We start from the raw sequence: 24851 nt of genomic DNA, 5'->3' as shown, positions 1-24851 counted from the left end.
CTCCTTACGCCTGGCCCATGGCGGAGGCCGGCATGCTGCGATTGGCGCGGCGCTCCGCGCCGTTGAAGATGCGGTCGGAAAGGCTGGTCAGGATCAGGTAGAGGCAGCCGCCGGCGATGAAGAACAGAAAATATTGCCGGGTCGAACCCGCCGCCACCTGGCTGGTGCGCATCAGCTCGGCAAGACCGGTGACCGAGATCAGCGCGGAATCCTTGAGGCTGAGCTGCCAGACATTGCCGAGGCCGGGAATGGCGAAGCGAAGCACCTGCGGGATGATGATGCGACGGAAGCGCATGCCACCATGCATGCCGATCGCCGAAGCGGCTTCGAGCTCACCCTTGGAAATGGCGAGGAAAGCGCCGCGGAACACCTCCGCCTGATAGGCGCCGGAGATGATGCCGACGGCAAGCGCGCCGGCGGCAAAGGAAGGCAGGCCGAGAAAACCTTCGTAACCCATCGCCTTGCCGATCGAGGTGACGGCCGAGGAGCCGCCGAAATAGATGAGATAGATTATCAGCAGTTCCGGCACGCCGCGAAACACGGTCGTATAGACATTGCCGAGCGCCACGAAGAGGGGATTGCCGGAGAGCTTCGCACCCGCGACGATCGCGCCCAGCACCGCGCCGATCGCCAGCGCCGTCGCGGTGACGGCGAGCGTCATCAAGGCGGCGAAAATGAGCAGCGCGCCCCATCCCGTCGAGCCGAAGCCAAGCAGTTCCAAACTTGCCATATCGTCCGTTCCCCGTCCGCGGCAGTGTTTTGTGGATTGACACCAGAGCATGATGCCGAAAAGTGTCAGCGGTTTTCGGACGACATCATGCTCTAACTCTGAAATTTAGAACAGGATTCAGATTTTAGGCCGACCCGGCCTAAAATGATCCTGTTCTGGCACGCAGTCCCCGGCGATAAAGCCGGAGACCGGTGTCTGCGGCCGAACGGCCGAAACGCTTACTGCTGGGGGCTGACGTCCATCTTGAACCACTTCATCGAGAGGTTCTTGACCGTGCCGTCGGCAAGCGCCGACTTGATCGCCACGTTGAGCTTGTCACGCAGGTCCGTATCGGCCTTGCGCAGTCCGAGGCCCTCACCCTCGCCCCAGATCGGACCGGCGATCTCCGGACCGGTGAAGGCGAGCGCGCCGTTGGCGGCCTGGAAGGCATTGGCGAAATAGACGGCGTCATCGAAGCCGAGGTCGATGCGGCCGTTCTGCAGGTCGAGGTCACGGTCGGCGCCGGTCTTGTATTCGCGGATCTCGGCAATATCGCCGAAGTTGTCATAGACGAACTTGGCATAGACGGTCGCCGCCTGGATGCCGATCGTCTTGCCCTTGAAGAGTTCCTTCAGCGCATCGATCTCCTTCACGCCGGTCTGGCCGGGTGTCATCTTGATCGTGGCGCCGGTGCCGGCGGCATTGGCCAGCGGGCTGTCCTTGGCGGTGGCGAAGGCAGCGGGCGTGGCGGCATAGGGGATGGTGAAGTCGATGATCTGCTTGCGCTCTTCAGTGATCGACAGCGCATCCATGATAACGTCGAACTTGCCGGCATTGAGCGCCGGGATCATGCCGTCCCAGTCGGAAGCGACGAGCGTGCATTCGATCTTGGCGCGCTCGCAAAGCACCTTGGCAAGCTCCGGCTCGAAGCCGCCGAGCGTGCCGTCGGCATTGGTGAGGTTCCAGGGCGCATAAGCGCCTTCAAGCGTGATGGTCGCCTTCGTCCAGTCCTTGGCAAAGGCGGGCGCGGCAAAGGCGGAAAGAGCGGCAACGCCGCAAAACAGGATGGCGCTAAATTTCATTGATGAATTCTCCTCTGGAGTTGAAACAGACCTTGCGGCACCGCCGATCTCCGCCGGCTTGCCCTTTCCGTCCTATTTTCGTCTTAAGGACCGATTGGGAGGTTGTATATGGTACCATATGAGAAATTTTGTGATATGCAAGAGGAAAGTCGATTATGTGGCAAATTGAATCCGTGCATAAGGAATAGGCAATGAAGCGGTCCGGCGAGATGAAGCGCGACCTGGCGGGAAATGACAGCACGCCGCTCTATGCCGGCGTCAAGCAGGTGATCCTCGATCGCATCCACAGCGGCGAATGGCCGCCGAAATACCGCGTGCCATCGGAAAACGAGCTGGTCGTCGAGCTCGGCGTCAGCAAGATGACCGCCAACCGGGCGCTGCGCGAACTTGCCAATGAGGGCGAGCTCGTGCGCATCCAGGGCGTCGGCTCCTTCGTCGCCGAGCGCAAGGGTTATTCGGCTCTGTTCGAGGTGCGCAACATCGCCGAGGAAATCGCCGAACGCGGCCATGTCCACGAGGCCTCAGTCGTCATTCTGGCCCGGGAAACCGCCTCTCCGGAGATCGCCGACGCCTTGGAGCTGGCAATCGGCGCCGCCGTTTTCCACTCGCTGATCGTGCACAGCGAAAACGGCGTTCCGGTGCAGATCGAGGACCGGTTCGTCCATCCGGAGGCCGCTCCCGAATATCTCGAGCAGGATTTCACGACGCTGACGCCGAACGCCTATCTGACGGCCGCCGCCCCGCTCAGCGGCTCCGAGCACGTCGTCGAGGCGGCGATGCCGCAGGCCTGGGAATGCAAGCTCCTGACCATTCTGAAGAGCGAGCCCTGCCTGACGATCCGCCGGCGCACATGGTCGGCCAAACAGGTGGTTTCGACCGCCCGCCTCGTCTATCCCGGCTATCGCTACCGGCTCGAAGCGCGCAGTGGCAAGATGTTCGACGACTAAAACACCCGTTGCCTTGTATATGGAACCTCGGCTATTGTGACGCCGGCGTGAACCGCGCCACCAGCGCATGACGATCGCCGGGATAGGTGAAGCGCACATGGGTCACCGGGCCGGCGCCGCTCCAGGTGCGGCGCTCGACCACCAGGCAGGCGGCGTTGCGCGCGATGTCGAGGGCCGCCGCCACCTCGGCACTGGCGGAGACGGCGTGGATCCTGTGCTCGGCGGCGCTCCACGGCACCTGATTGAGCAGCCACGGCCCCGGCGCCACCGTCAGGAAATCGGCATCGGCGGCCTCCGGCACGGTCGCAAGGCTGATCAGCCGCTCCTCCAAACAGAAAGGCCGTGCGCCGGCATTGTGGATGCAGACGACCTCGACGACCGAGGAAGCGACCGGCAGTTCCAGCCGGCGGCTGTCTTCCGCCTTGGCCTTGCGGCTCGCCTTCTTCGCAACCGCATAGGAATAGGGCAGGTTCAGCGACTGCACCTCGGCCTTGATGTCGTGGATTTCGAGAACCGCCGATTGCGCCTGCGGCTGGGTGACGAAGCTGCCGGATTTCTTGCGGCGCTCGATCAGGCCGGCCTTGGCGAGCTGGGTCAGCACCTTGTTCACCGTCATCCGCGAGACGTCATATTGGGTGGCGAGATCGACCTCGAAGGGAATGCGGTGACCCGGCGGCCATTCGCCCGAGACGATACGGCCCTCGATGTCGCTCAGGATGCGCTGATGCAAGGTGGGATCCCTGCTTTGATTCATCGCCACGTTCCGATTAGTTTCCCGATCTAGTCCGAATGCCCCGCTCATGAAAAGCGCTTTTTCAGCCGGCCAGCAATTCGCCCATTGCCCCGAGGAAACGCCGCTCGATGGCGTCGCGGTTGAGATGACGGCCGCCTTCCACCTGCTTGCGGCCGCGCGCCCAGACGCAATCGACAGAAACCCCGCCGGCAAACAGCCAGTGATCGAGAATCTGGTCGGCGGAGAGATAGGGAACGGCCGACGTATCGAGCGAAACGAGATCGGCGTGATGGCCGTCGGCGAGACCGGCCGGCGCCTTCAGTGCCGCGCCGCCGCCGGCAAGCGCCTGATTGAACAGGCAGAGCGCCGTCGAACCGCCGGGTGCGGCAATGACATTGCGGGCGCGCAGCGCCAGACGCTGCGAGTATTCGAGCTGGCGTAGCTCCTCCGGCAGGGAGATCCGCACGTTGGAATCCGAACCGATGCCGTACCGCCCGCCTTCTTCGAGGAAAAGCGGCGCGGCAAAAGCGCCGTCGCCGAGATTGGCTTCGGTGATCGGGCAGAGACCGGCGATCGCGCCGCTTTTCGCCATCCGCCGCGTCTCGTCCTCGGTCATATGAGTCGCATGGATCAGGCACCAGCGCTCATCCACAGGCATATGATCCAGCAGCCATTGCACGGGCCGCGCTCCCGACCAGGTGATGCAGTCCTCGACCTCCTTCACCTGCTCGGCGACATGGATATGGATCGGGCCCTCGCCCGCCATCGGCACGAGTGTCGCCAATTCATCGGGCGTCGCGGCGCGCAGGCTGTGCGGCGCAAGCCCGAGCTCGGCGCCGTCGAGCCGGCCGGTCACGCCACGGCACCCTTCCATCAACCTTTCGAAGCTTTCGAGCGAGTTGATGAAGCGCCGTTGGCCGTCGATCGGCGCCGCACCGCCGAAGCCGGAATGGGCATAGAAAACCGGTAGAAGCGTCAGGCCGATGCCGGTCTCCTGGCTCGCCGCACCGACACGTTCGGCAAGCTCGGCGATATTGGCATAGGCCGCTCCGTCCCTGTCGTGATGGAGATAGTGGAATTCGCCGACGCGGGAAAAGCCTGCCTCGAGCATCTCCGCATAGAGCTTGGCCGCAACCGCCTCGACATGCTCCGGCGTCATCGCCAGCGCGAATTTGTACATGACGGTGCGCCAACTCCAGAAGCTGTCGTTGGCCGGACCGCGCACTTCGGCAAGACCGGCCATCGCCCTTTGGAAGGCATGGCTGTGCAGATTGCCCATGGCCGGAACGATCAGAGCGTGGCGCTCATCGCCGGGTGCGGCGGCAACGCCAGCCTCGACCCGCGCGAGGCGCCCGGCTTCCAGCGTCAGCCGCACGTCCTTCTGCCAGCCTTGCGGCGTCAGCGCCGTGCCTGCGTGAAGTATGGTCATGGCCTTTTCTCCCCTTCTGCCGCGCCGCCGATCTTTCTTTTCCAGAAGAGCGCGCAAAATTTCACTTGTCACCTGCTTATTATGTATATACATGTTTCGGCATAAGGAAAGGCGCAAAGCTGATGACCGGGAACAATTTTTCTGAAGGAACCCCATCCGCCGATACCAGGCCGGTGCTGTGGCGCAACGCCCGGCTGGCGACGCTCGCGCCTGATAGTCCGGGGCTCGGCATCGTCGAAAAGGGTGCCGTGCTCACCGAAAACGGCCGCATCGCCTTTGCCGGCGCCGAAAGCGAACTCCCGGCATCAGCCATCGAACGCTCCGACATCGCCGATCTTGAAGGCCGCTGGGTAACGCCCGGCCTCGTCGACTGCCACACCCATATCGTTCACGGCGGCAATCGCGCCCGCGAGTTCGAAATGCGGCTTGAAGGTGCGACCTATGAGGAGATTGCGCGGGCCGGCGGCGGCATCGTCTCCTCGGTTCAAGCGACCAATGCGCTGTCGGTCGAAGAACTTGTCGCCACGGCGCTGCCGCGGCTCGATACGCTGCTTGCCGAAGGCGTGACAACGATCGAGATCAAATCCGGCTATGGCCTCAACCGGAGCGGCGAAGTGAAGATGCTGCAGAGCGCCCGTCTGCTCGGCCATATCAGGCCGGTCCGTGTCGCCACCAGCTATCTCGGCGCCCATGCGACGCCTGTCGACTATAAGGGTCGCAACGGCGACTATCTCGACGATGTCGTGCTGCCCGGCCTCGACGACATGTACAATCTCGGCCTTGCCGATGCCGTCGACGGCTTTTGCGAGGGCATCGCCTTTTCGACAGCCGAGATCGCCCGCGTCTTCGACAAGGCGAAGGCGCTTGGCCTGCCGGTCAAGCTGCATGCCGAACAGCTCTCCAATCTCGGCGGCGCCAAGCTGGCGGCCGCCTATGGCGCGCTCTCGGCCGATCATCTGGAATATCTAGACGAGGACGGCGTCGCCGCAATGGCCGCTGCCGGCACCGTCGCCGTGCTGCTGCCAGGCGCCTTCTACGCCATTCACGAAAAGCAGAAGCCGCCGGTGGAGGCGCTGCGCCGGGCGGGCGTACCGATCGCGATCGCCACCGACTGCAATCCCGGCACCTCGCCGCTCACCTCGATGCTGCTGACGATGAACATGTCGGCGACGCTGTTCGGCCTGACCGTCGAGGAATGCATCGCCGGCGCCACCCGCGAAGGTGCGCGCGCGCTCGGCCTCATCGGCGAGACCGGAACGCTCGAAGCCGGCAAATCCGCCGATCTCGCCGTCTGGAATATCGAGAGCCTTGCCGAGCTCGTCTACCGCATCGGCTTCAACCCGCTTCATACACGTGTCTTCAAGGGCGAAAGGAACGGTCGATGACCATCACCCTCCACCCGGGCTCCGTCTCGCTCAAGGACCTGGAAATCATCTATTGGACCGGCGAGCCGGCAAGGCTCGATCCCGCCTTCGATGCGGGCATCGCCAAGGCCGCCGGCCGCATCGCCGAGATCGCCGCCGGCAATGCGCCGGTTTACGGCATCAATACCGGCTTCGGCAAACTCGCCTCGATCAAGATCGACAGCGCCGATGTCGCCACGCTGCAGCGCAATCTCATCCTGTCGCATTGCTGCGGTATCGGCGCGCCGCTGCCGGAAAATATCGTGCGGCTGATGATGGCGCTGAAGCTGGTCTCGCTCGGGCGCGGCGCCTCCGGCGTGCGGCTGGAACTGGTGCGGCTGATCGAAGCCATGCTGGATAAGGGCGTCATCCCGCTGATCCCGGAAAAGGGCTCGGTCGGCGCCTCCGGCGATCTCGCGCCGCTCGCCCATATGGCAGCCGTGATGATGGGCGAGGCCGAAGCCTTCTTCGCCGGCGAACGCCTGCCCGGCGCGCAAGCGCTCGAAAGGGCCGGGCTGAAACCTATCGTGCTCGCCGCCAAGGAAGGCCTGGCGCTGATCAACGGCACACAGACCTCGACGGCGCTGGCGCTCGCCGGCCTCTTCCGCGCCCATCGCGCCGCGCAATCGGCGCTGATCACCGGCGCCATGTCGACCGATGCGGCCATGGGGTCCTCGGCGCCTTTCCATGCCGATATCCACACGCTGCGCGGCCATAAGGGCCAGATCGATACCGCAGCCGCCCTTCGCGGCCTGCTCGAAAACTCCGTCATCCGCCAGAGCCATATCGAGGGCGACGAGCGCGTGCAGGATCCCTATTGCATCCGCTGCCAGCCGCAGGTCGACGGCGCCTGCCTCGACCTCTTGCGCTCGGTCGCCCGCACCCTCGAAATTGAGGCCAATGCGGTCACCGACAATCCGCTGGTGCTGTCGGACAACTCGGTTGTATCAGGCGGCAACTTCCACGCCGAACCGGCCGCCTTCGCCGCCGACCAGATCGCCCTTGCCGTCTGCGAGATCGGCGCGATCTCGCAGCGCCGCATCGCGCTGCTGGTCGACCCGGTGCTTTCCTACGGCCTGCCGGCCTTCCTCGCCAAGAAGCCGGGCCTCAACTCCGGCCTGATGATTGCTGAGGTCACCTCGGCGGCGCTGATGTCTGAGAACAAGCAGATGTCGCACCCCGCCTCGGTCGATTCGACCCCGACCTCGGCCAACCAGGAAGACCATGTCTCGATGGCCTGCCACGGCGCCCGCCGCCTTCTGCAGATGACCGAAAACCTGTTCGGTATCATCGGCATCGAGGCGCTGACCGCCGCGCAAGGCGTGGAACTGCGCGCGCCGCTTGCGACCAGCCCGGAGCTTTTGAAGGCGATCGCCGCGATCCGCAGCCAGGTGCCGAGCCTCGAGAGCGACCGTTACATGGCGGGCGATCTCGCCGCTGCGGCTGAACTGGTGGCGACGGGGGCACTGAATGCCTCGGTTTCGTCCGGCATCTTGCCGGTCTTGGAGGGTTGAAATGATAGTGAAGAAGAAAGTCCCCTCCCCAACCCCTCCCCACAAGGGGGAGGGGCTTAACCTCCGGCCCTCGCCGTATTCACTCTTGAGCGTAGCATATGCAGCCGGCTTGTTGTTTTGCGAGCCGGTGCCACAGCTTAGCCCCTCCCCCGTGTGGGGAGGGGTTGGGGAGGGGTTTTTGCCATGAGCACCCCCGTCTTCGAAATCCACCAGGGCACCTCCCCCGTCATCCTCGCCTTCCCCCATACCGGCACCGACGTGCCGCCGGCGATTTACGACCGCCTCAACGACAACGGCCTGATCCTCGCCGATACCGACTGGCACATTCACCGGCTCTATGACGGACTGCTCGATGACGCGACGACGGTACGCGCCACCTTCCACCGCTACGTGATCGACGCCAACCGCGACCCCGCCGGCGTCAGCCTCTATCCCGGCCAGAACACCACCGGCCTTGTTCCGGAAACGGATTTCGACGGCAAGGCGATCTGGAAGGATGGGCAGGCGCCCGATGCTGCCGATATCGCGGCGCGGCTCAGGGATTTTCATGCGCCCTATCACGCGGCCCTTGCCGCCGAGATCGAGCGCGTCAGAGCAATCCATGGCGTCGCCATCCTCTATGATTGCCACTCGATCCGCTCGCAAATTCCCTTCCTCTTCGAAGGCAAGCTGCCCGATTTCAATATCGGCACCGATATGGGCAGGACCTGCGACGGCGCCATCGAGCAGGCAACGCTCACCGTCGTCGAAGCCGCTGAAGGCTATGACAGCGTGCTCAACGGCCGCTTCAAGGGCGGCTGGACGACCCGTCATTATGGCCGGCCGGAAACCGGCGTGCATGCGATCCAGATGGAGCTCGCGCAGTCGACTCATCTCCAGACCGAGGCACCGCCCTTTGCCTATGACACCGCGAAGGCGGACCGGCTTCGCGTCCATCTTAGAGACATTCTGGTGCGCATCGAACAGATCGCGCCGGGCCTGAAACGATAACGATCACTCGACAGGGGAACCGCCATGAGCAATCCACGCCATAACATCCGCGAAATCCGCGCACCCCGCGGCAACGAGCTCAATGCCAAGAGCTGGATGACCGAAGCGCCGCTGCGCATGCTGATGAACAATCTCGATCCCGATGTCGCGGAAAATCCGAACGAACTCGTCGTTTACGGCGGCATCGGCCGCGCCGCCCGCACCTGGGAGGATTTCGACCGCATCGTCGCGACGCTGAAGACGCTCACGGAAGAAGAGACGCTGCTGGTGCAATCCGGCAAGCCGGTCGGCGTCTTCCGCACCCACAAGGATGCGCCGCGGGTACTGATCGCCAACTCCAACCTCGTGCCGCATTGGGCGACCTGGGATCATTTCAACGAGCTGGATAAGAAGGGCCTTGCCATGTACGGCCAGATGACGGCCGGCTCCTGGATCTATATCGGCACGCAGGGCATCGTGCAGGGCACCTACGAGACCTTCGTCGAGGCCGGCCGCCAGCACTATGGCGGCAATCTCAAGGGCAAGTGGATCCTGACCGGCGGCCTCGGCGGCATGGGCGGCGCCCAGCCGCTCGCCGCCGTCATGGCCGGCGCGTGCTGCCTCGCCGTCGAATGCAATCCCGATTCGATCGATTTCCGCCTGCGCACCCGCTATCTCGACGCCAAGGCCGAGACGCTCGATGAGGCGCTCGACATGATCGACCGCTGGACCAAATCAGGCGAAGCGAAATCCGTCGGCCTGCTCGGCAATGCCGCCGAAATCCTGCCGGAAATGGTCCGCCGCGGCATCCGCCCCGATATCGTCACCGACCAGACCTCGGCCCACGACCCGATCAACGGCTACCTGCCGAAGGGCTGGACGATGGCCGAGTGGAAGGCAAAGCGCGAGAGCGATCCGAAGGCTGTCGAAAAGGCGGCGCGCGCCTCGATGCGCGAGCATGTCGAGGCGATGATCGCCTTCTGGGATGCCGGCATTCCGACGCTCGACTACGGCAACAATATCCGCCAGGTCGCCAAGGACGAAGGCCTCGAAAACGCCTTCGCCTTCCCGGGCTTCGTGCCGGCCTATATCCGGCCGCTGTTCTGCCGCGGCATCGGCCCCTTCCGCTGGGCGGCCCTGTCGGGCAATCCCGAGGATATCTACAAGACCGACGCCAAGGTGAAGGAACTGCTGCCCGACAACAAGCACCTGCACAACTGGCTCGATATGGCCAGGGAGCGCATCGCCTTCCAGGGCCTGCCGGCGCGCATCTGCTGGGTCGGCCTCGGCGACCGTCACCGCCTGGCTCTGGCCTTCAATGAAATGGTCAGGAATGGCGAGCTTTCGGCCCCGATCGTCATCGGCCGCGACCACCTCGACTCCGGTTCGGTCGCCTCGCCGAACCGCGAAACCGAAGCGATGAAGGACGGCTCGGACGCCGTCTCCGACTGGCCGCTGCTGAACGCTTTGCTCAACACCGCCTCGGGCGCCACCTGGGTGTCGCTGCATCACGGCGGCGGCGTCGGCATGGGCTTCTCCCAGCATTCGGGCGTCGTCATCTGCGCCGATGGCACCGATGATGCGGCCAAGCGTCTCGAGCGCGTGCTCTGGAACGACCCGGCGACCGGCGTCATGCGTCACGCCGATGCCGGCTACGACATCGCCCTCGACTGCGCGAGGGAAAAGGGCCTGCGCCTGCCCGGCATTCTCGGGAACTGAGCCTCATGCGGATCCTGCGTGCCGGCGATCATAGGCGCATGCCGTGGAAAAACGGTGGCGGCGAAACGGTGGAGATCGCCGTTTCGCCCGAAGAGGCCGGCCTTGCCGGTTTCGACTGGCGCGTCAGCATGGCGACCGTCGCAGCCGACGGACCGTTCTCGAGCTTTCCCGGCATAGACCGCACGCTGGCGATCCTCGACGGCAACGGCATGGTGCTCGACATCGAAGGCAGCACGCCGGTGCTGCTGACGGTGGCGAGCGACCCGCTGGCCTTCCCGGCGGATATCCCGGTCACGGCCAGACTGCAGGACGGCGCGATCACCGATCTCAACGTCATGACCCGCCGCGACGGGCTTGCCCATAGGCTCGTCCGCATCGAAATCGCCGGCGGCAAGACCGTGCCGCTGACGTCATCGACATGCCTGCTGCTCTGCCGCCGCGGCACCCTGTCGTTCCGGCAGGGCGACGAGACCGGCGCGCTCGCGGCCGGCGATGCGCTGCTGATCGAGAATGCGAGGGAAAGCGTGCTTGAAATCGACGGTCAAGCCGAATGTTATCTCGTCTCGATCGCCGCACGCTGATCCTGACGCAACGGCTTGGAAAGATTTGATAATCACGGAATGGTCCAGGCCTTAGCATCGGCTATTTCCATGTCGGGCCATGGACGTCATTCGTGCTTTCGGTCTAAACTTCGCCTTTCTGATGCAGAAGAAGACCTAGACTGCCCGCGAGACCAGGGCAGCAGGGGAGCAGGCGTGACGGATCCATACGATATTCTCGGCGTTGAACGCGATGCGGACGAAGCGCAATTGAAGGCAGCCTATCGCAAGCTCGCGAAGGTCGCCCACCCGGATTCGGGCGGCGATTCGCAAGCCTTCGACAATCTGCAGAAGGCCTATGCGCTGCTTCTCGATCCGGTCCGCCGCAAGGTTTACGACGATACCGGCTACGACGTCGAATTCGCCGACGCCGCCGAATTGCAGGCGCTTGTCATGATCGAGAAGCTTGTCACCGATGCGGTGCTCGACGAGCGGGCGCCGGGAAGTTTCGATCCCGTCGCCGTCATGCATGACAGCCTTTCGGAGGAACTGCGGAAAGCGCGGTTCAGCAAGAGCGAATTGGAACGCCATGCCTCGCGCATCGGGCTGCATCTGGAGCGACTCGCCAAACAGTCCGGCCGCGATGTGCTCGCCCATATGTTCCGCGCCCGTATCGAGGCGATCGGCAAGGCGGTGGCCGAAACCGAAGCGAAGATCAAGGCGACGGAACGCGCCGCCGACATGCTGAGCGGCTACGTCTACGATATCGACCCGACGCCGCTGCCGGAGGCCACGGTCACCAACATCGAATGGGCCGAGGCGTCGAGAAACCGCTCCGCCGGCTGACGGCCTGCAGCCTCAATAGGACAGCTTCGGATACCAGTCCGGCGCCCGGCCTTCGGGCGTGGCATCGAGCACGGTCCAGAGCGGCATCAGATCGGGCGCGCCACGCGGATCCTCGCCCGGATCGGCCGTCACCTCGCCCATCTCCTCGCTCCAGAAATGGCGGATGGTACCGTCGCGCCGCGTGAAGACATTGAAGGCGGCGCCATCGCTGCCATCCCTGCCGATCGCGTGATAATCGCGGCTGTATTCATCGGTCATATCCGAATAGAGCGGCAGGTGGTGCCAGCCGCGCTCCTTCTTGAAAGCGAGCAGCCTTTCGATCGGCGAGCGGGCGACGACGGCAAGCGCCACGCGCTGCTGCATATCGGGTACTTCGCCATCCCAGGCCGACAGCAGCGAGGTGCACATCGGACACGGGCGCTCGCGTTCACGCCCGTACATGTAACTGTAGACGACGAGCGTGTCCTTGTCGGCGAAGAGCTCGCTGAAGCTTATTGGCCCTCCGGCGCCTTCGAAGCGGTAGTCTTTCGTCACCGCGCCGCCCGGCGGCAGTGCCCGGCGCTGTCTCGCCACGCGCTCGATGTGGCGGCGCAATTCGATCTCTTCGGCGAGCAGCGCATCGCGGGCGATGCGATATTCCTCGCTCTCGTTGGGGAAATGGACGCCGTTCCTTGCCGCAAGCACGGCGGCGGGGACGAGATTCTGATTATTCATAGTCATATCTCCTACAATTGCCTGAGAACGTTGCTGACCTGCAGCACATCGTTAAGATGACGATCGGCGGATGCGAAAATCGACAGCACGGCGCAAAAAAGCACCGGAATAAAATATCCCACTTCGGAATCCCGAAATTCGCTCGCTTCGGGATTCCGAAATGCGCGGGCTTTTTTGCCCCGCCGCGGCGGAAAAATATGCAATGATTTCAGTCCAGCAGCCAATTTCGGGATTCCGAAGTGCTATATAGATTTTGGTGGGAGTTCCTCAAGATCGCCCAGCTTCGAAGCGAGGCCTCGTGAATGTCCGAAAGCAAAAAGGGCGCTCGACCCTTGCGGGGAGCGCCCTTATCCTGTCGGACAGCAAAGGGTTCGACGACGTCGATACCCCGGGCATCCGTTTTTCAGGCAGGGCTGGTATATGCGCCCTTTGGGTCGCGGTTTCAAGGGCGGATCTGCATGATAATTTTGCGATCCCCTAAAAGGCGACGCCGGTCACGGGGTTGACCACCGGCCGTTCGCTTTTGTCCCCTTCTCCGGCCGGCTGCACGGCTGGCGGCGCCTTCGATTCGGAGTCGGCGGGCTCAGGTTTCTCGGGAACGGCGGCGACATCCTTGGGACGGCGCTGCTCCGGCTTTACGTTTTCGTCGTTCGTTGACATTGTCTGTCTCCTTTCCAGGAACAAGTCACGGCCGTCGACATGGTTCCGACGGCGGATGGAGGATTGCCGATGTTTGACAGGTTTCTGCTGCAGGGCCCCGAGGATGCGCGCTTCACCATCCTGCTTGCGCATGGCGCCGGCGCGCCGATGGATTCGGCGTCGATGACGGCCGCGGCGGAAGCGCTTGCCGATGTCGGTTTCCGCGTCGCCCGCTTTGAATTCGCCTATATGGCTGCCCGCCGTAGCGGAATCCGCAAGCCGCCGCCGCGCGCCGAAACGCTCAATCCCGAATATGAGGCGGCGATTGCCGGGCTCGGCGCAGAGGGCCCCCTCATCATCGGCGGCAAGTCGATGGGCGGCCGGGTCGCCAGCATGGTCGCCGACGATCTCCATGACAAGGGGAAGATCGCCGGCCTGCTCTGCCTCGGTTATCCCTTCCATCCGCCCGGCCAGCCGGACAAGCTGCGCACCGGCCATCTCAAGGGGTTGGCGACGCCCGCGCTGATCTGCCAGGGAACGCGCGACGAATTCGGCACGCGGGACGAGGTGCCGGGCTACGATCTCTCCGACCGGATCGAAATCCTCTGGCTCGAGGACGGCGACCACGACCTGAAGCCGCGCAAGAAAATCTCCGGCTTCTCGGCTGCCGATCACCTCGCCACGATGGCGCAGGCGGTCAAGGCCTGGGCCGAGCGGTTGCCGGTTTAAGCGCCGGCTTTCGGCTGCCGTCGCCGGCTTGCAAGCTTCCTGACGTCGATGCGCCGGTCGGCCGCGAAAACGGTGATTTCGAAGTGATCGGCCTGCAGCACATCGCGAATGTTGCGTGGCCGATGCGCGGCGATATTCACCCCGCCTCGCAGCCGCACACTGTCATAGAGGATGCCGGCTCCGCCGCTCGAACGCACCTGTTCGCCCAGCAGCTGCGAGACCGCATAGCTCGCGCCGTCATAGACATCGGGCCGCAATGTCTGCTCGCCGCGAATATCGAGATAGTCGCCGATCAGAGCGGCCGCATAGCTTCGGTAGGTGCGCGCCATCGTCGCCACGCCGCGGGCGACAGCCTCGCGCCGGAGGTGATGGCCGACCTCGGCGGCGGCTGTCTTCAGATTGTCGGCGGCATACCAGGCGCCGAGATCGGGGCCGTTGAAACGCATGCCGCCCGGCGCGACATGCAGGAACGCCGCCATCACGATGCTGGCATTCGGACTACCGTAAACCCATTCATCCCTCGCAAGCCGCTGGATGCGGTCGGCGACGAGGCGATCGTTGGTCCAGCCGACCAGTTCCATCACGGCTTCGAGATCAGCCGCCCGCGTCACCGTCTCGAAAAGTCCGATCGGCGGAAATTGCGATGGGATCAGCCGGTAGGACGGCCGCGGCGCCTCGGCAAAACGCTCGCTCACCGGAAGACGATGTCCGCGTCTTCGTACGGCGTGAAGGCCTCGTCGAGCCTGTTCGGCGGCATGTAGAGGCCGCCGCGGGCGCCATCGAGGAACCGGCGCACGGTCATCAACCCGTCCTGGGTCCCGTTGGTGACGATGTCGAGCGGCGGATGGCCGCCGAAAACCGGCGCCTGATGCGGCATGCGCAGCCAGGCGACGCCGGCGCGCTCGTCGGAAAACAGCACGCCGAGCGCCTGATGGATGCCGAGCACGGCGGAGATCCGGGTCAGCGTATCGACATCGAGCGTGAAGGCCCCGTGCTCGCGCGCCTGCTTGGCCCAGCTGTGGTAGGTCGAGCGGGAGGGGTAGCCGAGCACGAGCAGGCGCTGCTCTTCGCTCAAACCCCAGAGATCGGCGATCGCCAGAAAGGTCCGCAAAGCCGGCGGGCTCAGCCGCCGTCGGTTTGCCGGCGCAAACCGCTCCGTTTCCAGCCGTTCCGGCTCCTGCTCCCTGCGTCGCGCCTGCTGCATCGGGTTCTCCTGTCCTGAACTAGATTTAGTCTAGATCTGGGCATTCAGCAAGTGAATTTGGAGAGGGAAGTTCAGGAAAGCTCCCGCGCCGCCTCACGGATCGTTTGCATCAGGATCGATTGCGGTGCGGACGGCACGGCATCGGCGCGCATCGTCAGCCCGACCGGCCCCTTGGTCTCGCCGGTATCGACCGGCAGAAGCGCCAGCCGCCCATCGGCGACATCGCCGGCCACGACGCCGTTGGAAATGATCCAGATCGCATCGCTTGCCCTGAGGAAAGCGCGGCCGAAGGCATCCGATACCGTCTCGATCTGGTTCGGCAGGCTGGAGACGCCGTTGGCGATGAGGAAATTTTCGACAACCGGCCGGATGATCGAACCGCGCGTCGGCATCAGCACCGTATAGTCCGCGAAGGCTGAGAACAGCGACTGCCGGCCGTCAAGCAGCGGATGGCCGGCGCGCACGGCAAACACCACCTGTTCGGAATAAAGATGCTCGAAGGAAAAGCCGGCCATCTTTTCGGCGCCGGCCAGGCGCCCGACGACCAGATCGAGGTCGCCGACGCGAAGCTCTTCCAAGAGCACCGCGTTCTCACCGGTGACGATCTTCACCCCGCTCCACGTCTTCTCCTTGAGAAAAAGTTCCATCGCCCGCGGCATGATGCGCGATGAGACCGTCGGCAGGGCGCCGATGCGGATCGGCGGCGCGTCGGCGAACTGTTCCTGCGACACGGAATCAAGACCCTGGCGCAGCGCGGTCAGCGCCGCCCCGGCATGCCGCAGGAAAACCTCGCCGTAGCGGGTGATCTTGATGCCGCGGCCATCGCGCTCGAAGACGTCGACGCCCAGCACCTGCTCCAGTTCACGGATCGTCTTCGTCACCGCCGGCTGGCTGACATGCAGCAATTCGGCCGCCTTCATCACGCTCTTCTGCCGCGCCACCTCGACAAAGGTCTGGAGATGGCGAAACTTGATGCGGCTGTCGATCATCGATCACATAACTCCTCGGTTATCGAAAAGCCAGAAAATATCATTTTACTTAACCGGATCAACCATCCACTTTCACCGTTAGGAGTATGTGCGATTGGATGGGACGGCGAGTGACTTTGGCGAGACGCTGCCCCACTCTCCGTCATCCTCGGGCTTGACCCGAGGATCCATGGCGCGGTTAATTGGTGGATGCCGTGTGGATGCTCGGCTCAAGCCCGAGCATGACGGAGGGTGGAGAGACCGACGGAGCCATTCTCGGCGTGGGTATTCGTATCGAAACGCCAGCGAAACCAAACGATGCCGGCCCCTCGGCTGAGCTAACTTGATGAGGACGTGACGTGCAATTCGCCCGCATAAACGACGTAACGATCCATTATCAGGTTATCGGCGCGCCTGCCGACCGGCCGGTGATCATCTTCATCAATTCGCTTGGAACGGATTTCCGCATCTGGCGCGACGTCGTGGTGCGGCTTGCCGGCGACTTCGCCATCATTCTTTACGACAAGCGCGGCCACGGTCTTTCCGATATCGGCCAGCTCCCCGCATCGATCGAGGACCATGCGACCGATCTCGCCGGCCTGCTCGATCTGCTCTCGGTGAGAGACGCCGTCATTTACGGCCTCTCCGTCGGCGGCCTCATTGCCCAGTCGCTCTATCAGCGCCGGCCGGATCTCGTGCGCGCCCTCATCCTCAGCGACACCGCCCCCAAGATCGGCACAGCGGAAAGCTGGAATGCCCGCATCGCCGCGGTCGAGAAAAACGGCATCGGCAGCATCGTCGACACCATCATGGAGCGCTGGTTCACGCCCGCCTTCCGCCGGCCCGAAAACACCGCCTATTCGGGCTATTGCAACATGCTGACGCGCCAGCCGGTCGAAGGTTATATCGCCGCCTGCGAAGCGATCCGCGATGCCGATTTCACCGAGGCGGCCAAGAGGATCGCGGTCCCGACCATCTGCATCGTCGGCGACCAGGACGGCTCGACGCCGCCCGATCTCGTGCTTGCGACCGCCAAGCTGATCCCGGGCGCCCGTTACGAGGTCATCCCGGACTGCGCCCACATTCCCTGCGTCGAGCAGCCGGAAGCGCTGACGGCGATCATCCGCGCCTTCCTCACATCGATTTCGCCTGGAGAAAGCAGCCCATGAACGAGACCCCCTCCGAACGATACCGGCAGGGCATGGCGACCCGCCGTGCCGTGCTCGGCGATGCCCATGTCGACCGTGCCGCCGCGATCTCCACGGAGTTCGACCGCCCCTTTCAGGAGCTGATCACCGAAGCGGCCTGGGGCCATGTCTGGTCACGTCCTGTCCTGACCAAGCGCGAGCGCTCGATCGTCACCATCGCGCTGCTGGCGGCGCTCGGCCAGGACGATGAGGTCGCCATGCATGTGCGCGCCACCGCCAATACCGGAGCGACCCGCGAGGATATCTGCGAGGCGCTCCTGCATGTGGCGATCTATGCCGGCGTTCCCGCCGCCAACCATGCGATCAAGATCGCCAAGCAGACCTTTGCACACATGGACGCCGAAAAGGCGGCCTGAGGGGGAAACATGTCCGAATTGGTCAATCGCAAGCCGGAAACCGGCGCCTTCTTCGCCCGCGACCGCGCCTGGCATGCGCCGGCGCTGACGCCCGGCTACAAGACGTCGGTGCTGCGCGCGCCGCAGCGCGCCCTGCTGTCGCTCGACGGCACGATCTCCGAAACGACAGGTCCGGTCTTCGGCCATTCGATGATCGGCGAGCTCGACAACGACCTGATCCTGAATTATGCGCGCCCCGGCGAAAGCGCCATTGGCGAACGCATTATCGTCCACGGCCGCGTGCTCGACGAGCGGGCAAAGCCGGTTGCCGGCGCCCTCGTCGAGTTCTGGCAGGCCAATGCCGGCGGGCGCTATCGCCACAAGAAGGAAAGCTATCTGGCGGCGATCGACCCGAATTTCGGCGGCTGCGGCCGCGCCATCACTGATGAGGAAGGCCGCTACCATTTCCGCACAGTGCGGCCCGGCGCCTATCCCTGGCCGAACGGCGTCAACGACTGGCGTCCCGCCCATATCCACTTCTCGATCTTCGGCCACGGCTTTGCTCAGCGGCTGATCACCCAGATGTATTTCGAGGGCGACCCGATGATCTGGAAATGTCCGATCGTCGGCACCATCCCCGACAAGGCGGCAATCGAGCAGCTGATCGCGCCGCTCGACTGGGGCAACACCATCCCGATGGATTCACGCGCCTATAAATTCGATATCGTGCTGCGCGGCCGCCGCTCGACGATGTTCGAAAACAGGCTGGAGGGCAATTGATGCAGCAACTCGGCTATCTCAAGGAAACCCCGTCACAGACGGCGGGTCCCTACGTCCATATCGGCCTGACGCCGAATTTCTGCGACATAACGGGCGTTTACGACAGCGATCTCGGCGTGGCGATGGTCAACGACAAGACGCTCGGCGAACGCATCACCGTCACCGGCCGCATCTTCGACGGTGCCGGCGCCCTGGTGCGCGACGCCGTCGTCGAGATTTGGCAGGCCGACAGCGCCGGCCTCTACAACAGCCCCTCGGAAATGCGCGGCGCCGCCGACCCGAATTTCACCGGCTGGGGCCGCTGCCCGACCCGCGCCGAGGACGGCGCCTACAGCTTCGAGACCATCAAGCCCGGCCGTGTCCCCTTCAAGGACGGCCGCAGACAAGCCCCGCACATCACCGTCTGGATCGTCGCCCGCGGCATCAATATCGGCCTGCAGACGCGCATGTATTTCCCCGAGGAAGCCGAGGCCAACGCCGCCGATCCGCTGCTTTCGCGCATCGAACATCGCGAACGCGTCGCCACGATGATCGCCACCCGCGACGGTGCGACGTGTCATTTTGACATCCGTTTGCAGGGTCCTGACGAAACGGTGTTTTTGGATATTTGAGAGGCTCGCGAATTGCTTATCCATGAGGTTCGGTGCAAGTAGCCCCCTCACCCTACCCTCTCCCCGTGGGGGAGAGGGGAACAGTGCCCCAAATCCCTTCTCCCCTCGGGGGTCCGAAGGACGGCAGCCGGATGAGGGGGCCACAGCCAAAAACGAGCAGACCATGACCGCATCGCCCTTCGACCACCCCTTCCTCTCCGGCCTCGTCGGCGACGATGAAATCGCATCCTATTTTTCCGCCGAAGCCGATCTCCGCGCCATGGCCGCCTTCGAGGCCGCGCTCGCCAAGGCCGAAGCCGATCGCGCCCTCATTCCCGCAGAAGCGGCAAGAAGGATCGCCGAAACCTGCGCCGGCTTTTCTCCCGATCTCGCCAGTCTTCGCGCGGCAACGGCGCGCGATGGCGTCGTCGTCCCCGATTTCATCAAGCAGCTACGCGCAGCGGTCGGCGAGGAAGCGGCCAAAAACCTGCATCTCGGCGCCACCAGCCAGGATGTCATCGACACCAGCCTGATGATCCGGCTGAAGGCGGTGGTTTTCCTGTTTGCCGGCCGGCTGTCCGCCATCGTCTCCGGCCTCGATGCGCTCGAGCGCCAGTTCGGCGGCAATAGTCTGATGGGCCATACCCGTATGCAGGCGGCGATCCCGATCACCGCCGCCGACCGTCTCGCCGCCTGGCGCGCGCCGCTGACAACCTATCGCGACCGCTTGACCGAGCAGAATTTCCCCATTCAGTTCGGCGGCGCCGCCGGCACCCTCGACAAGCTCGGGCCGCAGGCCGCAGCCGTGCGCGCCTCGCTCGCCCAGGAGCTCGGCCTCGCCGACGTCAGCCAATGGCAAAGCACGCGCCTCGTGATCGCCGATATATCAGGCCTGTTCGCGTCGATCTCGGGCAGCCTCGGCAAGATCGGCCAGGATATCGCCCTGCTCGCCCAGGCGTGCCGCGAGATCGAAATTACAGGCGGCGGCACTTCTTCGGCGATGGCCCACAAACAGAACCCCGTCGCCGCCGAAGTCCTGGTCTCGCTCGCCCGCTTCAACGCCACGGCGCTCTCCGGCATCCACCAGTCGCTCGTCCATGAACAGGAACGCTCGGGTGCCGCCTGGACGCTCGAATGGCTGCTGCTGCCGCAAATGGCCGTGGCAACGGCCGCCTCGCTGCGGCTCGCCGGAGAACTCATAGGAAATATCAAGAGACTCGGAACTGCGTAACGCCGCATCAGCAACAGCCAGCATAGGGCGAGTATTCTGTCGCCCGGCGCGGCAATTGTTTTTGCGATCGCGCGCAACCATCTAATAGGCATGACTTGCGGAAAACGCCCGCCTCGAGCTGCTCATTTACCGAAAACCAACCATACTGGGTTGCTTTCCGACGCGAAAGCCGATTGCTTAGGAAAATCTACTTCTTCTTCCGCTAGCGGTGAGGAGAATGAAAGGGGGCGCAGGCAACCCGTGGAATTCTGCTGCTTCGCATCGGGATAAACTATGAGTACGATGGCGAAGCGGGAAGGCCGGTTTGAAAAACGATGACGACAGAACAGTTTCAGATAAAATTTTGGGGCGTCCGCGGCAGCATTCCCGTATCGGGCCCCGAATTCGACCGCTACGGCGGTAACACGTCCTGCATCGAAATTCGCTGCGGAAACCATCGGATGCTTTTTGACGCAGGCTCCGGCCTACGCGAGGCCGGGCTGTCGTTGCTCGCCGACGGCGTCAGCGACGTCGATCTCTTCTTCAGCCACTGCCATTACGACCACATCATCGGCCTGCCCTTCTTCAAGGCGATCTACTATCCCTCGATCAACGTCAACATCTGGTCGGGCCATCTCGACGGCAAGATGAGCACACGGGAAATGGTCGAGCAGTTCATCAGCCCGCCCTGGTTCCCCGTCAAGACCGACATCTGTCAGGCGACGATGAATTTCCGCGATTTCCATGCCGGTCAGGTTCTGACCCCGCATGACGGCATCGGAATCAGGACCTTCACGCTGAACCATCCGGGCGGCGCCATCGGCTATCGCATCGAGTGGCAGGGCCGTTCGATCGCTCTGATCTACGACATCGAGCATATCCCCGGCGCTTACGATCCGGTCTCGCTGGAAATGATGCGCGACGCCGATCTCGTCGTCTACGACTGCACCTACAATGAAGACGAGATGCAGCGTTTCAAGGGCTTTGGCCATTCGACCTGGCAACACGGCACCGAGCTCGCAAAAATGGCCGGCGCCAAGCGCTTCGCCCTGTTCCACCACGCCCCCTCCCGCACGGACGAGCAGCTGGCGCAGATGGAAGCGCAGGCCGAGGCCGCCTTCCCCGGCGCCTTCGCTGCGCGCGACAATCAGACCGTGGTGATCTGAACCGCTGCCGAACCGCTCCTTTGTCGGCGCGAAGGCAAGGTGAAGACGCCTTGGTCCTTCGCCGCCCGCGCGCCTGCGCTTTCCTGACGGAACAGTAGCCGGGCCCGACCGTTTCCCCGGCAGCGCAAGATCGATGAAGCGGGGATCAGCCATGACCGTGTTATCAGGACAATGCCTTTGCGGGCAGGTGCAGCTTTCTGTTCGAGGCGAACCCTCGCGCGTCGGTATTTGTCATTGCACCGATTGCAGGAAGGAGAGCGGCTCGGCCTTCACCTTCTATGGAATCTGGCCCGCCGCCCAGTTCGAATATTCCGGAGAAACCGGCGAGTTCCACGGCCGGCGTTTTTGCACCGGCTGCGGCTCGCGGCTGTTTTCCGCCGATGACGAAGAGGCGGAAATCAAGCTCGGCATCCTGTCCGAAGCCCCGACGCCGCTCGTGCCGCGTTACGAACTCTGGATCAAGCGCCGCGAACCGTGGCTACGGCCGGTCGAGGGCGCCGAGCAGCACGAGGAAGATCGCAGGTGAACGGCCACGTCGAAAACCCTCCTGTCGCCGCGCTCATCCGGCATCGCCGCATCACAGTTGCCGGCATCGAGACTTTCTATCGCGAGGCCGGTCCGCCGGACGCGCCTGTCCTGCTGCTGCCGCACGGCTATCCCTGCTCGTCCTATGAGTTTCGCAATCTGATGCCGCGCCTTGCCGATCGCTGGCGCCTGATCGCTCCGGATTTCCCGGGCGCAGGCTACAGCGGCACCCCTGATGATTTCGACTACAGTTTCGATGGTCACGCCGCCTGGCTGGAGTCCTTCGTCGGCGCGGTCGATGTCGGCCGCTTCGCCCTCTATCTCCATGATTTCGGCTCGCCGATCGGTGCGCGGCTGGCGATCAGAGCGCCGCGGCGCGTCGTGGCGCTCATCATTCAGAACGGCGACATTCCCTACGAGGATGCGCTCGGGCCGAAATATGCGGATATCGAGGCGACGTGGAGCCTGCCGCCCGCAGAGATGAGGAAGGTGCTGGCGCAAGCGATCAGCGAGAAGACGTTCAAGGAGGAATTCCTCAACGACCTGCCACCGCCTCTTGCCGAGACTATCCCGCCGGACCTCTGGACGCTGCACTGGTCATTGATGACGCCGCAGCGCAAGCAAATCGCCATCGATCTGATCGCCGGCCTCAGGGAAAACCGCGCCTGGTTTCCCGAGCACCGCAAATATCTCAGGGACTTCCAGCCGCCGACCCTGATCGTCTGGGGGCCGAACGATCATTACATGCCGGAAAAGTCGGCACGCGCCTATCTCCGCGATCTGCCGGACGCCGAACTGCATCTGCTCGGCGGCGGACACTGGCTGCTCGAGACCCACCTCGACGAGGTCGCCGCCCTCATGCGGGACTTTCTGGGACGCGTTCACGCCGCCTGATTACGCTTGCAGAAGTGCAGGCGCCGGCGACCAGCGGACGGCGGGGTGTCTGCCCGTCTGCTCGAATAGGGCCGACAGGAAGTCCCAGGCGGCGGCGTCATGCACGAGATGATGGGTGAGAACACCGATCGGCTCGTCGCTGCCGGCAAACCGGTCGCCAAGCTCGGCCACCAGTTCGGCAACCAGTTCCTCTTCGCTGCGGCCGCCGCGTGTGCCATGCCAGTCGATAATGTCGACATGGGTGTTGAGAAGCGGCATCGGCCCGTTCCGCTTTGCCCGCCCGTAGACCGAAAGCGCTGCAAAGCCGAGAGCGGGCAAAGCAGGGATGAGGGCGGCGTCGATCCGGTTCCACGGCGGCACCAGGATCGGCACAAAGCGGGCGGGATGCAGCCGCTGCAGCAGCCGAAACCCGTCGCGCAATTCACCGAGAACGACGTCCGCCGGCCGCTCGCTGCCGAGTTCCTGTTTTTTGCGCTCACGCCCGGCATGATTGGTGTGAGACCAGCCATGCACCGCGATGGCGACGGACGCTTCCTCCGCCAGCCGCGCGGCCAATGTTTCGCCGGTGAGACCGGGAATGACGGCGAGCGTCAACGGAATGTCGTACCGACCGGTCAGCGTCAGCAGCGTCTCCAGATCAGGCGTCGGCTCGACGGCATCGTCATCGCGCAGCCAGAACCGCGCCGCGCGGCCGGCGGCCTGCCAGCGGTCAAGCTCGCGGCGCAGCGGCTCCCAGCTCTTGCCTTCGCTCATTCTCCTGCTCCTGTTCCGACGCTTTCGCGCAAAATCCCGTCCAAGGCGCGCGCAGCCGTCGCAAGCGAACGCTGATCGAACACGAAGCGCCGTGCCGCCTGCCCCATCACCTCACGCTTCTCACCGTCGTCGAGCAGGACGGCCACCGCCGCGGCATAAGCGGCAACGTCTCCATCCGGCGTCAAAAGACCGGTGACGCCTGCCTCGACGACGGCGGGCACGCCTGCCGTTGCCTGCGCGACCACAGGCAGGCCGGCCGCCTGCGCCTCCAGATAGGCAAGCCCGTAAGCCTCGCCGCAACCGGGCCAGACATAGAGACCGCCGCGCCCCAACAATCCGGCAATCTCGGCAGCACCCAGCGCGCCGAACCATTCGACGCGCGGGGAAAAGTCGGCAAACAGCGCCTGCACCTCCTGCCGCATCGGCCCGTCGCCGGCGATGGAAAGGCTCCATGGCCTGTCCTCGATCAGCCGCAATGCTTTTGCAAGCATCGCATAACTCTCCATCTTGTCCCCTGCCCGCATCATCGCCACCGTCACCAGCCGGCGCGGATCCGGCCTGGGTGGCAGCGCTTCGAAGAGCGCCGGATCGATGAAGGGCTTCAGGCTGGCGAGCCGCGCCGCCGGAAAGGCGGCGGAAAGGCCGGCCCGGTCGCGCTCGGTGAAGCAGATATTCACCGCCGCCTGCAGGACCGACTCGCCCACACGCTTCTGATGCGCCGCCCAGCCGATCCCGTCCCGCTTTGCCGCATAGGAGGCCTCGGCTGTGACATAGGGAATGGCGAATTCGGCCGATATCGCAGGCCCGAAGGGATCGGGCGATTTATAATAGGGATGATAGCAGAACCAGAGCTCGGGGCGCGGCGCCGATTGCCATTTCACCCTGAGCCGCTCAACTTCGGCGCGGATGGCGGGTTCGAGCGCGGCTGCCGCCTCCGGCGTTGCGGCATAGCTGCGGAATTCGGAGACGACCTCGACCGCGTGCCCGGCAAGCTCCAGCGCCCGGATCAGCAGCCGCGCCATCAGCCGATCGCCCGACGGTACCGGATGGTTCGGTGATTTCATCGGCGCGTAGAAAGCCACCCGCATGCGGCATCCCTCATAAGACAGACTGTTTCCAAATCGGCGCTCGCGGCCGGGCGAAAAATTCCGCTATTGTCCCTTTCCCTAAAACTTGCGCATAAGCATATGGAATGTGATCGCGCTCGAAGCAATTCCGCCTTTTTCGCAATCTCTATGGGCCTGCG

The 24851-nt window shown here is 64.0% G+C and carries 28 protein-coding genes; 16 read left to right on the top strand and 12 right to left on the bottom strand.

All coding sequences use genetic code 11. The annotated features are described in order from the left end of the window. Positions 1-4: 4 nt before the first annotated feature. Together K6M89_RS19980 and K6M89_RS19975 are read right to left on the bottom strand one after the other, a co-directional pair. Positions 5-730: an ABC transporter permease gene (locus K6M89_RS19980; protein WP_097581867.1), complete on the bottom strand. Its 726-nt coding sequence runs from the start codon at positions 728-730 to the stop codon at positions 5-7. A gap of 218 nt (positions 731-948) precedes the next feature. Continuing rightward, on the bottom strand, positions 949-1791 hold the full coding sequence (locus K6M89_RS19975; RefSeq protein WP_097581866.1) for a transporter substrate-binding domain-containing protein: 843 nt from the start codon (positions 1789-1791) through the stop codon (positions 949-951). A gap of 191 nt (positions 1792-1982) precedes the next feature. Between K6M89_RS19975 and hutC (K6M89_RS19970) the strand changes: the two genes are divergently transcribed. Further along, positions 1983-2738, top strand: a complete 756-nt coding sequence (gene hutC / locus K6M89_RS19970; protein WP_222140674.1) for a histidine utilization transcriptional repressor HutC — start codon at positions 1983-1985, stop codon at positions 2736-2738. Positions 2739-2769: 31 nt separating this feature from the next. Here hutC (K6M89_RS19970) and hutC (K6M89_RS19965) read toward each other — a convergent pair whose 3' ends face one another. Both hutC (K6M89_RS19965) and K6M89_RS19960 read right to left on the bottom strand, forming a co-directional pair. Beyond that, entirely contained in the window at positions 2770-3492 is a 723-nt protein-coding gene (gene hutC / locus K6M89_RS19965; RefSeq protein WP_222140673.1) for a histidine utilization transcriptional repressor HutC, read from the bottom strand. A 61-nt stretch (positions 3493-3553) separates the two neighbouring features. After that, positions 3554-4900 (bottom strand): formimidoylglutamate deiminase, encoded by a 1347-nt coding sequence (locus tag K6M89_RS19960; protein WP_222140672.1) that lies wholly within the window; start codon positions 4898-4900, stop codon positions 3554-3556. A 122-nt stretch (positions 4901-5022) separates the two neighbouring features. On the opposite strand from K6M89_RS19960, the gene hutI reads away from it, so the two are divergent. The 6 genes from hutI (at position 5023) to K6M89_RS19930 (ending at position 11890) form a co-directional block, all read left to right on the top strand. After that, a complete protein-coding gene (gene hutI / locus K6M89_RS19955) occupies positions 5023-6285 on the top strand; it encodes an imidazolonepropionase (protein ID WP_222140671.1) in 1263 nt (420 codons plus the stop codon). Next, on the top strand, positions 6282-7817 hold the full coding sequence (gene hutH / locus K6M89_RS19950; RefSeq protein ID WP_222140670.1) for a histidine ammonia-lyase: 1536 nt from the start codon (positions 6282-6284) through the stop codon (positions 7815-7817). Before hutI ends, hutH begins: the two co-directional genes overlap by 4 nt. 183 nt (positions 7818-8000) lie before the next feature. Beyond that, positions 8001-8807 (top strand): N-formylglutamate deformylase, encoded by an 807-nt coding sequence (hutG, locus tag K6M89_RS19945; protein ID WP_222140669.1) that lies wholly within the window; start codon positions 8001-8003, stop codon positions 8805-8807. Positions 8808-8831: 24 nt separating this feature from the next. Further along, positions 8832-10505 carry a urocanate hydratase gene (hutU, locus tag K6M89_RS19940; RefSeq protein WP_222140668.1) on the top strand — a complete coding sequence of 558 codons (1674 nt, stop codon included), beginning with the start codon at positions 8832-8834 and terminating at the stop codon, positions 10503-10505. A gap of 5 nt (positions 10506-10510) precedes the next feature. Further along, the gene (locus K6M89_RS19935) at positions 10511-11086 is read left to right on the top strand and encodes a HutD/Ves family protein (RefSeq protein WP_222140667.1); all 576 of its coding nucleotides are present in this window, start codon (positions 10511-10513) and stop codon (positions 11084-11086) included. 174 nt (positions 11087-11260) lie between these two features. After that, on the top strand, positions 11261-11890 hold the full coding sequence (locus K6M89_RS19930; protein ID WP_222140666.1) for a J domain-containing protein: 630 nt from the start codon (positions 11261-11263) through the stop codon (positions 11888-11890). A 12-nt stretch (positions 11891-11902) separates the two neighbouring features. Here K6M89_RS19930 and K6M89_RS19925 read toward each other — a convergent pair whose 3' ends face one another. The 3 genes from K6M89_RS19925 to K6M89_RS19915 form a co-directional block, all read right to left on the bottom strand. After that, complete coding sequence (locus K6M89_RS19925; RefSeq protein ID WP_097581856.1) at positions 11903-12604, bottom strand: DUF899 family protein; 702 nt, start codon at positions 12602-12604, stop codon at positions 11903-11905. An 11-nt stretch (positions 12605-12615) separates the two neighbouring features. Further along, a complete protein-coding gene (locus tag K6M89_RS19920) occupies positions 12616-12828 on the bottom strand; it encodes a hypothetical protein (protein WP_222140665.1) in 213 nt (70 codons plus the stop codon). A 253-nt stretch (positions 12829-13081) separates the two neighbouring features. Beyond that, on the bottom strand, positions 13082-13264 hold the full coding sequence (locus K6M89_RS19915; RefSeq protein ID WP_097581854.1) for a hypothetical protein: 183 nt from the start codon (positions 13262-13264) through the stop codon (positions 13082-13084). 69 nt (positions 13265-13333) lie between these two features. On the opposite strand from K6M89_RS19915, the gene K6M89_RS19910 reads away from it, so the two are divergent. Next, positions 13334-13972, top strand: coding sequence for an alpha/beta hydrolase family protein (locus K6M89_RS19910; protein WP_097581853.1), 639 nt, complete (start codon positions 13334-13336; stop codon positions 13970-13972). Here K6M89_RS19910 and K6M89_RS19905 read toward each other — a convergent pair. The 3 genes from K6M89_RS19905 to pcaQ all read right to left on the bottom strand — a co-directional run bounded on the left by K6M89_RS19905 (position 13969) and on the right by pcaQ (position 16165). Then, on the bottom strand, positions 13969-14667 hold the full coding sequence (locus K6M89_RS19905; protein ID WP_222140664.1) for an RES family NAD+ phosphorylase: 699 nt from the start codon (positions 14665-14667) through the stop codon (positions 13969-13971). The two genes, K6M89_RS19910 and K6M89_RS19905, sit on opposite strands and share 4 nt — an antisense overlap. Next, entirely contained in the window at positions 14664-15176 is a 513-nt protein-coding gene (locus K6M89_RS19900) for an MbcA/ParS/Xre antitoxin family protein (protein WP_222140663.1), read from the bottom strand. Before K6M89_RS19900 ends, K6M89_RS19905 begins: the two co-directional genes overlap by 4 nt. Before the next feature lie 71 nt (positions 15177-15247). After that, positions 15248-16165 carry a pca operon transcription factor PcaQ gene (gene pcaQ / locus K6M89_RS19895; protein ID WP_222140662.1) on the bottom strand — a complete coding sequence of 306 codons (918 nt, stop codon included), beginning with the start codon at positions 16163-16165 and terminating at the stop codon, positions 15248-15250. A gap of 338 nt (positions 16166-16503) precedes the next feature. Here pcaQ and pcaD point away from each other — a divergent pair, with 338 nt between their 5' ends. The 8 genes from pcaD (at position 16504) to K6M89_RS19855 (ending at position 22852) form a co-directional block, all read left to right on the top strand. Next, on the top strand, positions 16504-17313 hold the full coding sequence (gene pcaD, locus K6M89_RS19890) for a 3-oxoadipate enol-lactonase (protein ID WP_222140661.1): 810 nt from the start codon (positions 16504-16506) through the stop codon (positions 17311-17313). Beyond that, positions 17310-17708, top strand: a complete 399-nt coding sequence (pcaC, locus tag K6M89_RS19885) for a 4-carboxymuconolactone decarboxylase (RefSeq protein WP_222140660.1) — start codon at positions 17310-17312, stop codon at positions 17706-17708. Before pcaD ends, pcaC begins: the two co-directional genes overlap by 4 nt. A gap of 9 nt (positions 17709-17717) precedes the next feature. Then, positions 17718-18467 carry a protocatechuate 3,4-dioxygenase subunit beta gene (gene pcaH / locus K6M89_RS19880; protein ID WP_016736534.1) on the top strand — a complete coding sequence of 250 codons (750 nt, stop codon included), beginning with the start codon at positions 17718-17720 and terminating at the stop codon, positions 18465-18467. Then, positions 18467-19078: a protocatechuate 3,4-dioxygenase subunit alpha gene (pcaG, locus tag K6M89_RS19875; protein ID WP_222140659.1), complete on the top strand. Its 612-nt coding sequence runs from the start codon at positions 18467-18469 to the stop codon at positions 19076-19078. Before pcaH ends, pcaG begins: the two co-directional genes overlap by 1 nt. Before the next feature lie 163 nt (positions 19079-19241). Continuing rightward, on the top strand, positions 19242-20288 hold the full coding sequence (locus tag K6M89_RS19870; protein ID WP_222140658.1) for a 3-carboxy-cis,cis-muconate cycloisomerase: 1047 nt from the start codon (positions 19242-19244) through the stop codon (positions 20286-20288). A 314-nt stretch (positions 20289-20602) separates the two neighbouring features. After that, the gene (locus tag K6M89_RS19865) at positions 20603-21433 is read left to right on the top strand and encodes an MBL fold metallo-hydrolase (RefSeq protein WP_222140657.1); all 831 of its coding nucleotides are present in this window, start codon (positions 20603-20605) and stop codon (positions 21431-21433) included. 151 nt (positions 21434-21584) lie between these two features. After that, a complete protein-coding gene (locus K6M89_RS19860; protein ID WP_222140656.1) occupies positions 21585-21959 on the top strand; it encodes a GFA family protein in 375 nt (124 codons plus the stop codon). Then, a complete protein-coding gene (locus K6M89_RS19855) occupies positions 21956-22852 on the top strand; it encodes an alpha/beta fold hydrolase (RefSeq protein ID WP_222140655.1) in 897 nt (298 codons plus the stop codon). The genes K6M89_RS19860 and K6M89_RS19855 overlap by 4 nt, the downstream gene beginning before the upstream one ends. Here the strand turns inward: K6M89_RS19855 and K6M89_RS19850 are convergent, their stop codons facing one another. Together K6M89_RS19850 and K6M89_RS19845 are read right to left on the bottom strand one after the other, a co-directional pair. Continuing rightward, positions 22853-23605: a polysaccharide deacetylase family protein gene (locus tag K6M89_RS19850; RefSeq protein ID WP_222140654.1), complete on the bottom strand. Its 753-nt coding sequence runs from the start codon at positions 23603-23605 to the stop codon at positions 22853-22855. It lies immediately after the preceding gene. After that, positions 23602-24693, bottom strand: a complete 1092-nt coding sequence (locus K6M89_RS19845) for a glycosyltransferase family 4 protein (RefSeq protein WP_222140653.1) — start codon at positions 24691-24693, stop codon at positions 23602-23604. The genes K6M89_RS19850 and K6M89_RS19845 overlap by 4 nt, the downstream gene beginning before the upstream one ends. Positions 24694-24851: the final 158 nt, after the last annotated feature.

Origin of the sequence: Rhizobium croatiense (assembly GCF_019793465.1) — a bacterium.
Taxonomy (GTDB): domain Bacteria; phylum Pseudomonadota; class Alphaproteobacteria; order Rhizobiales; family Rhizobiaceae; genus Rhizobium; species Rhizobium croatiense.
This window is presented reverse-complemented; position numbering and strand designations above follow the sequence as displayed.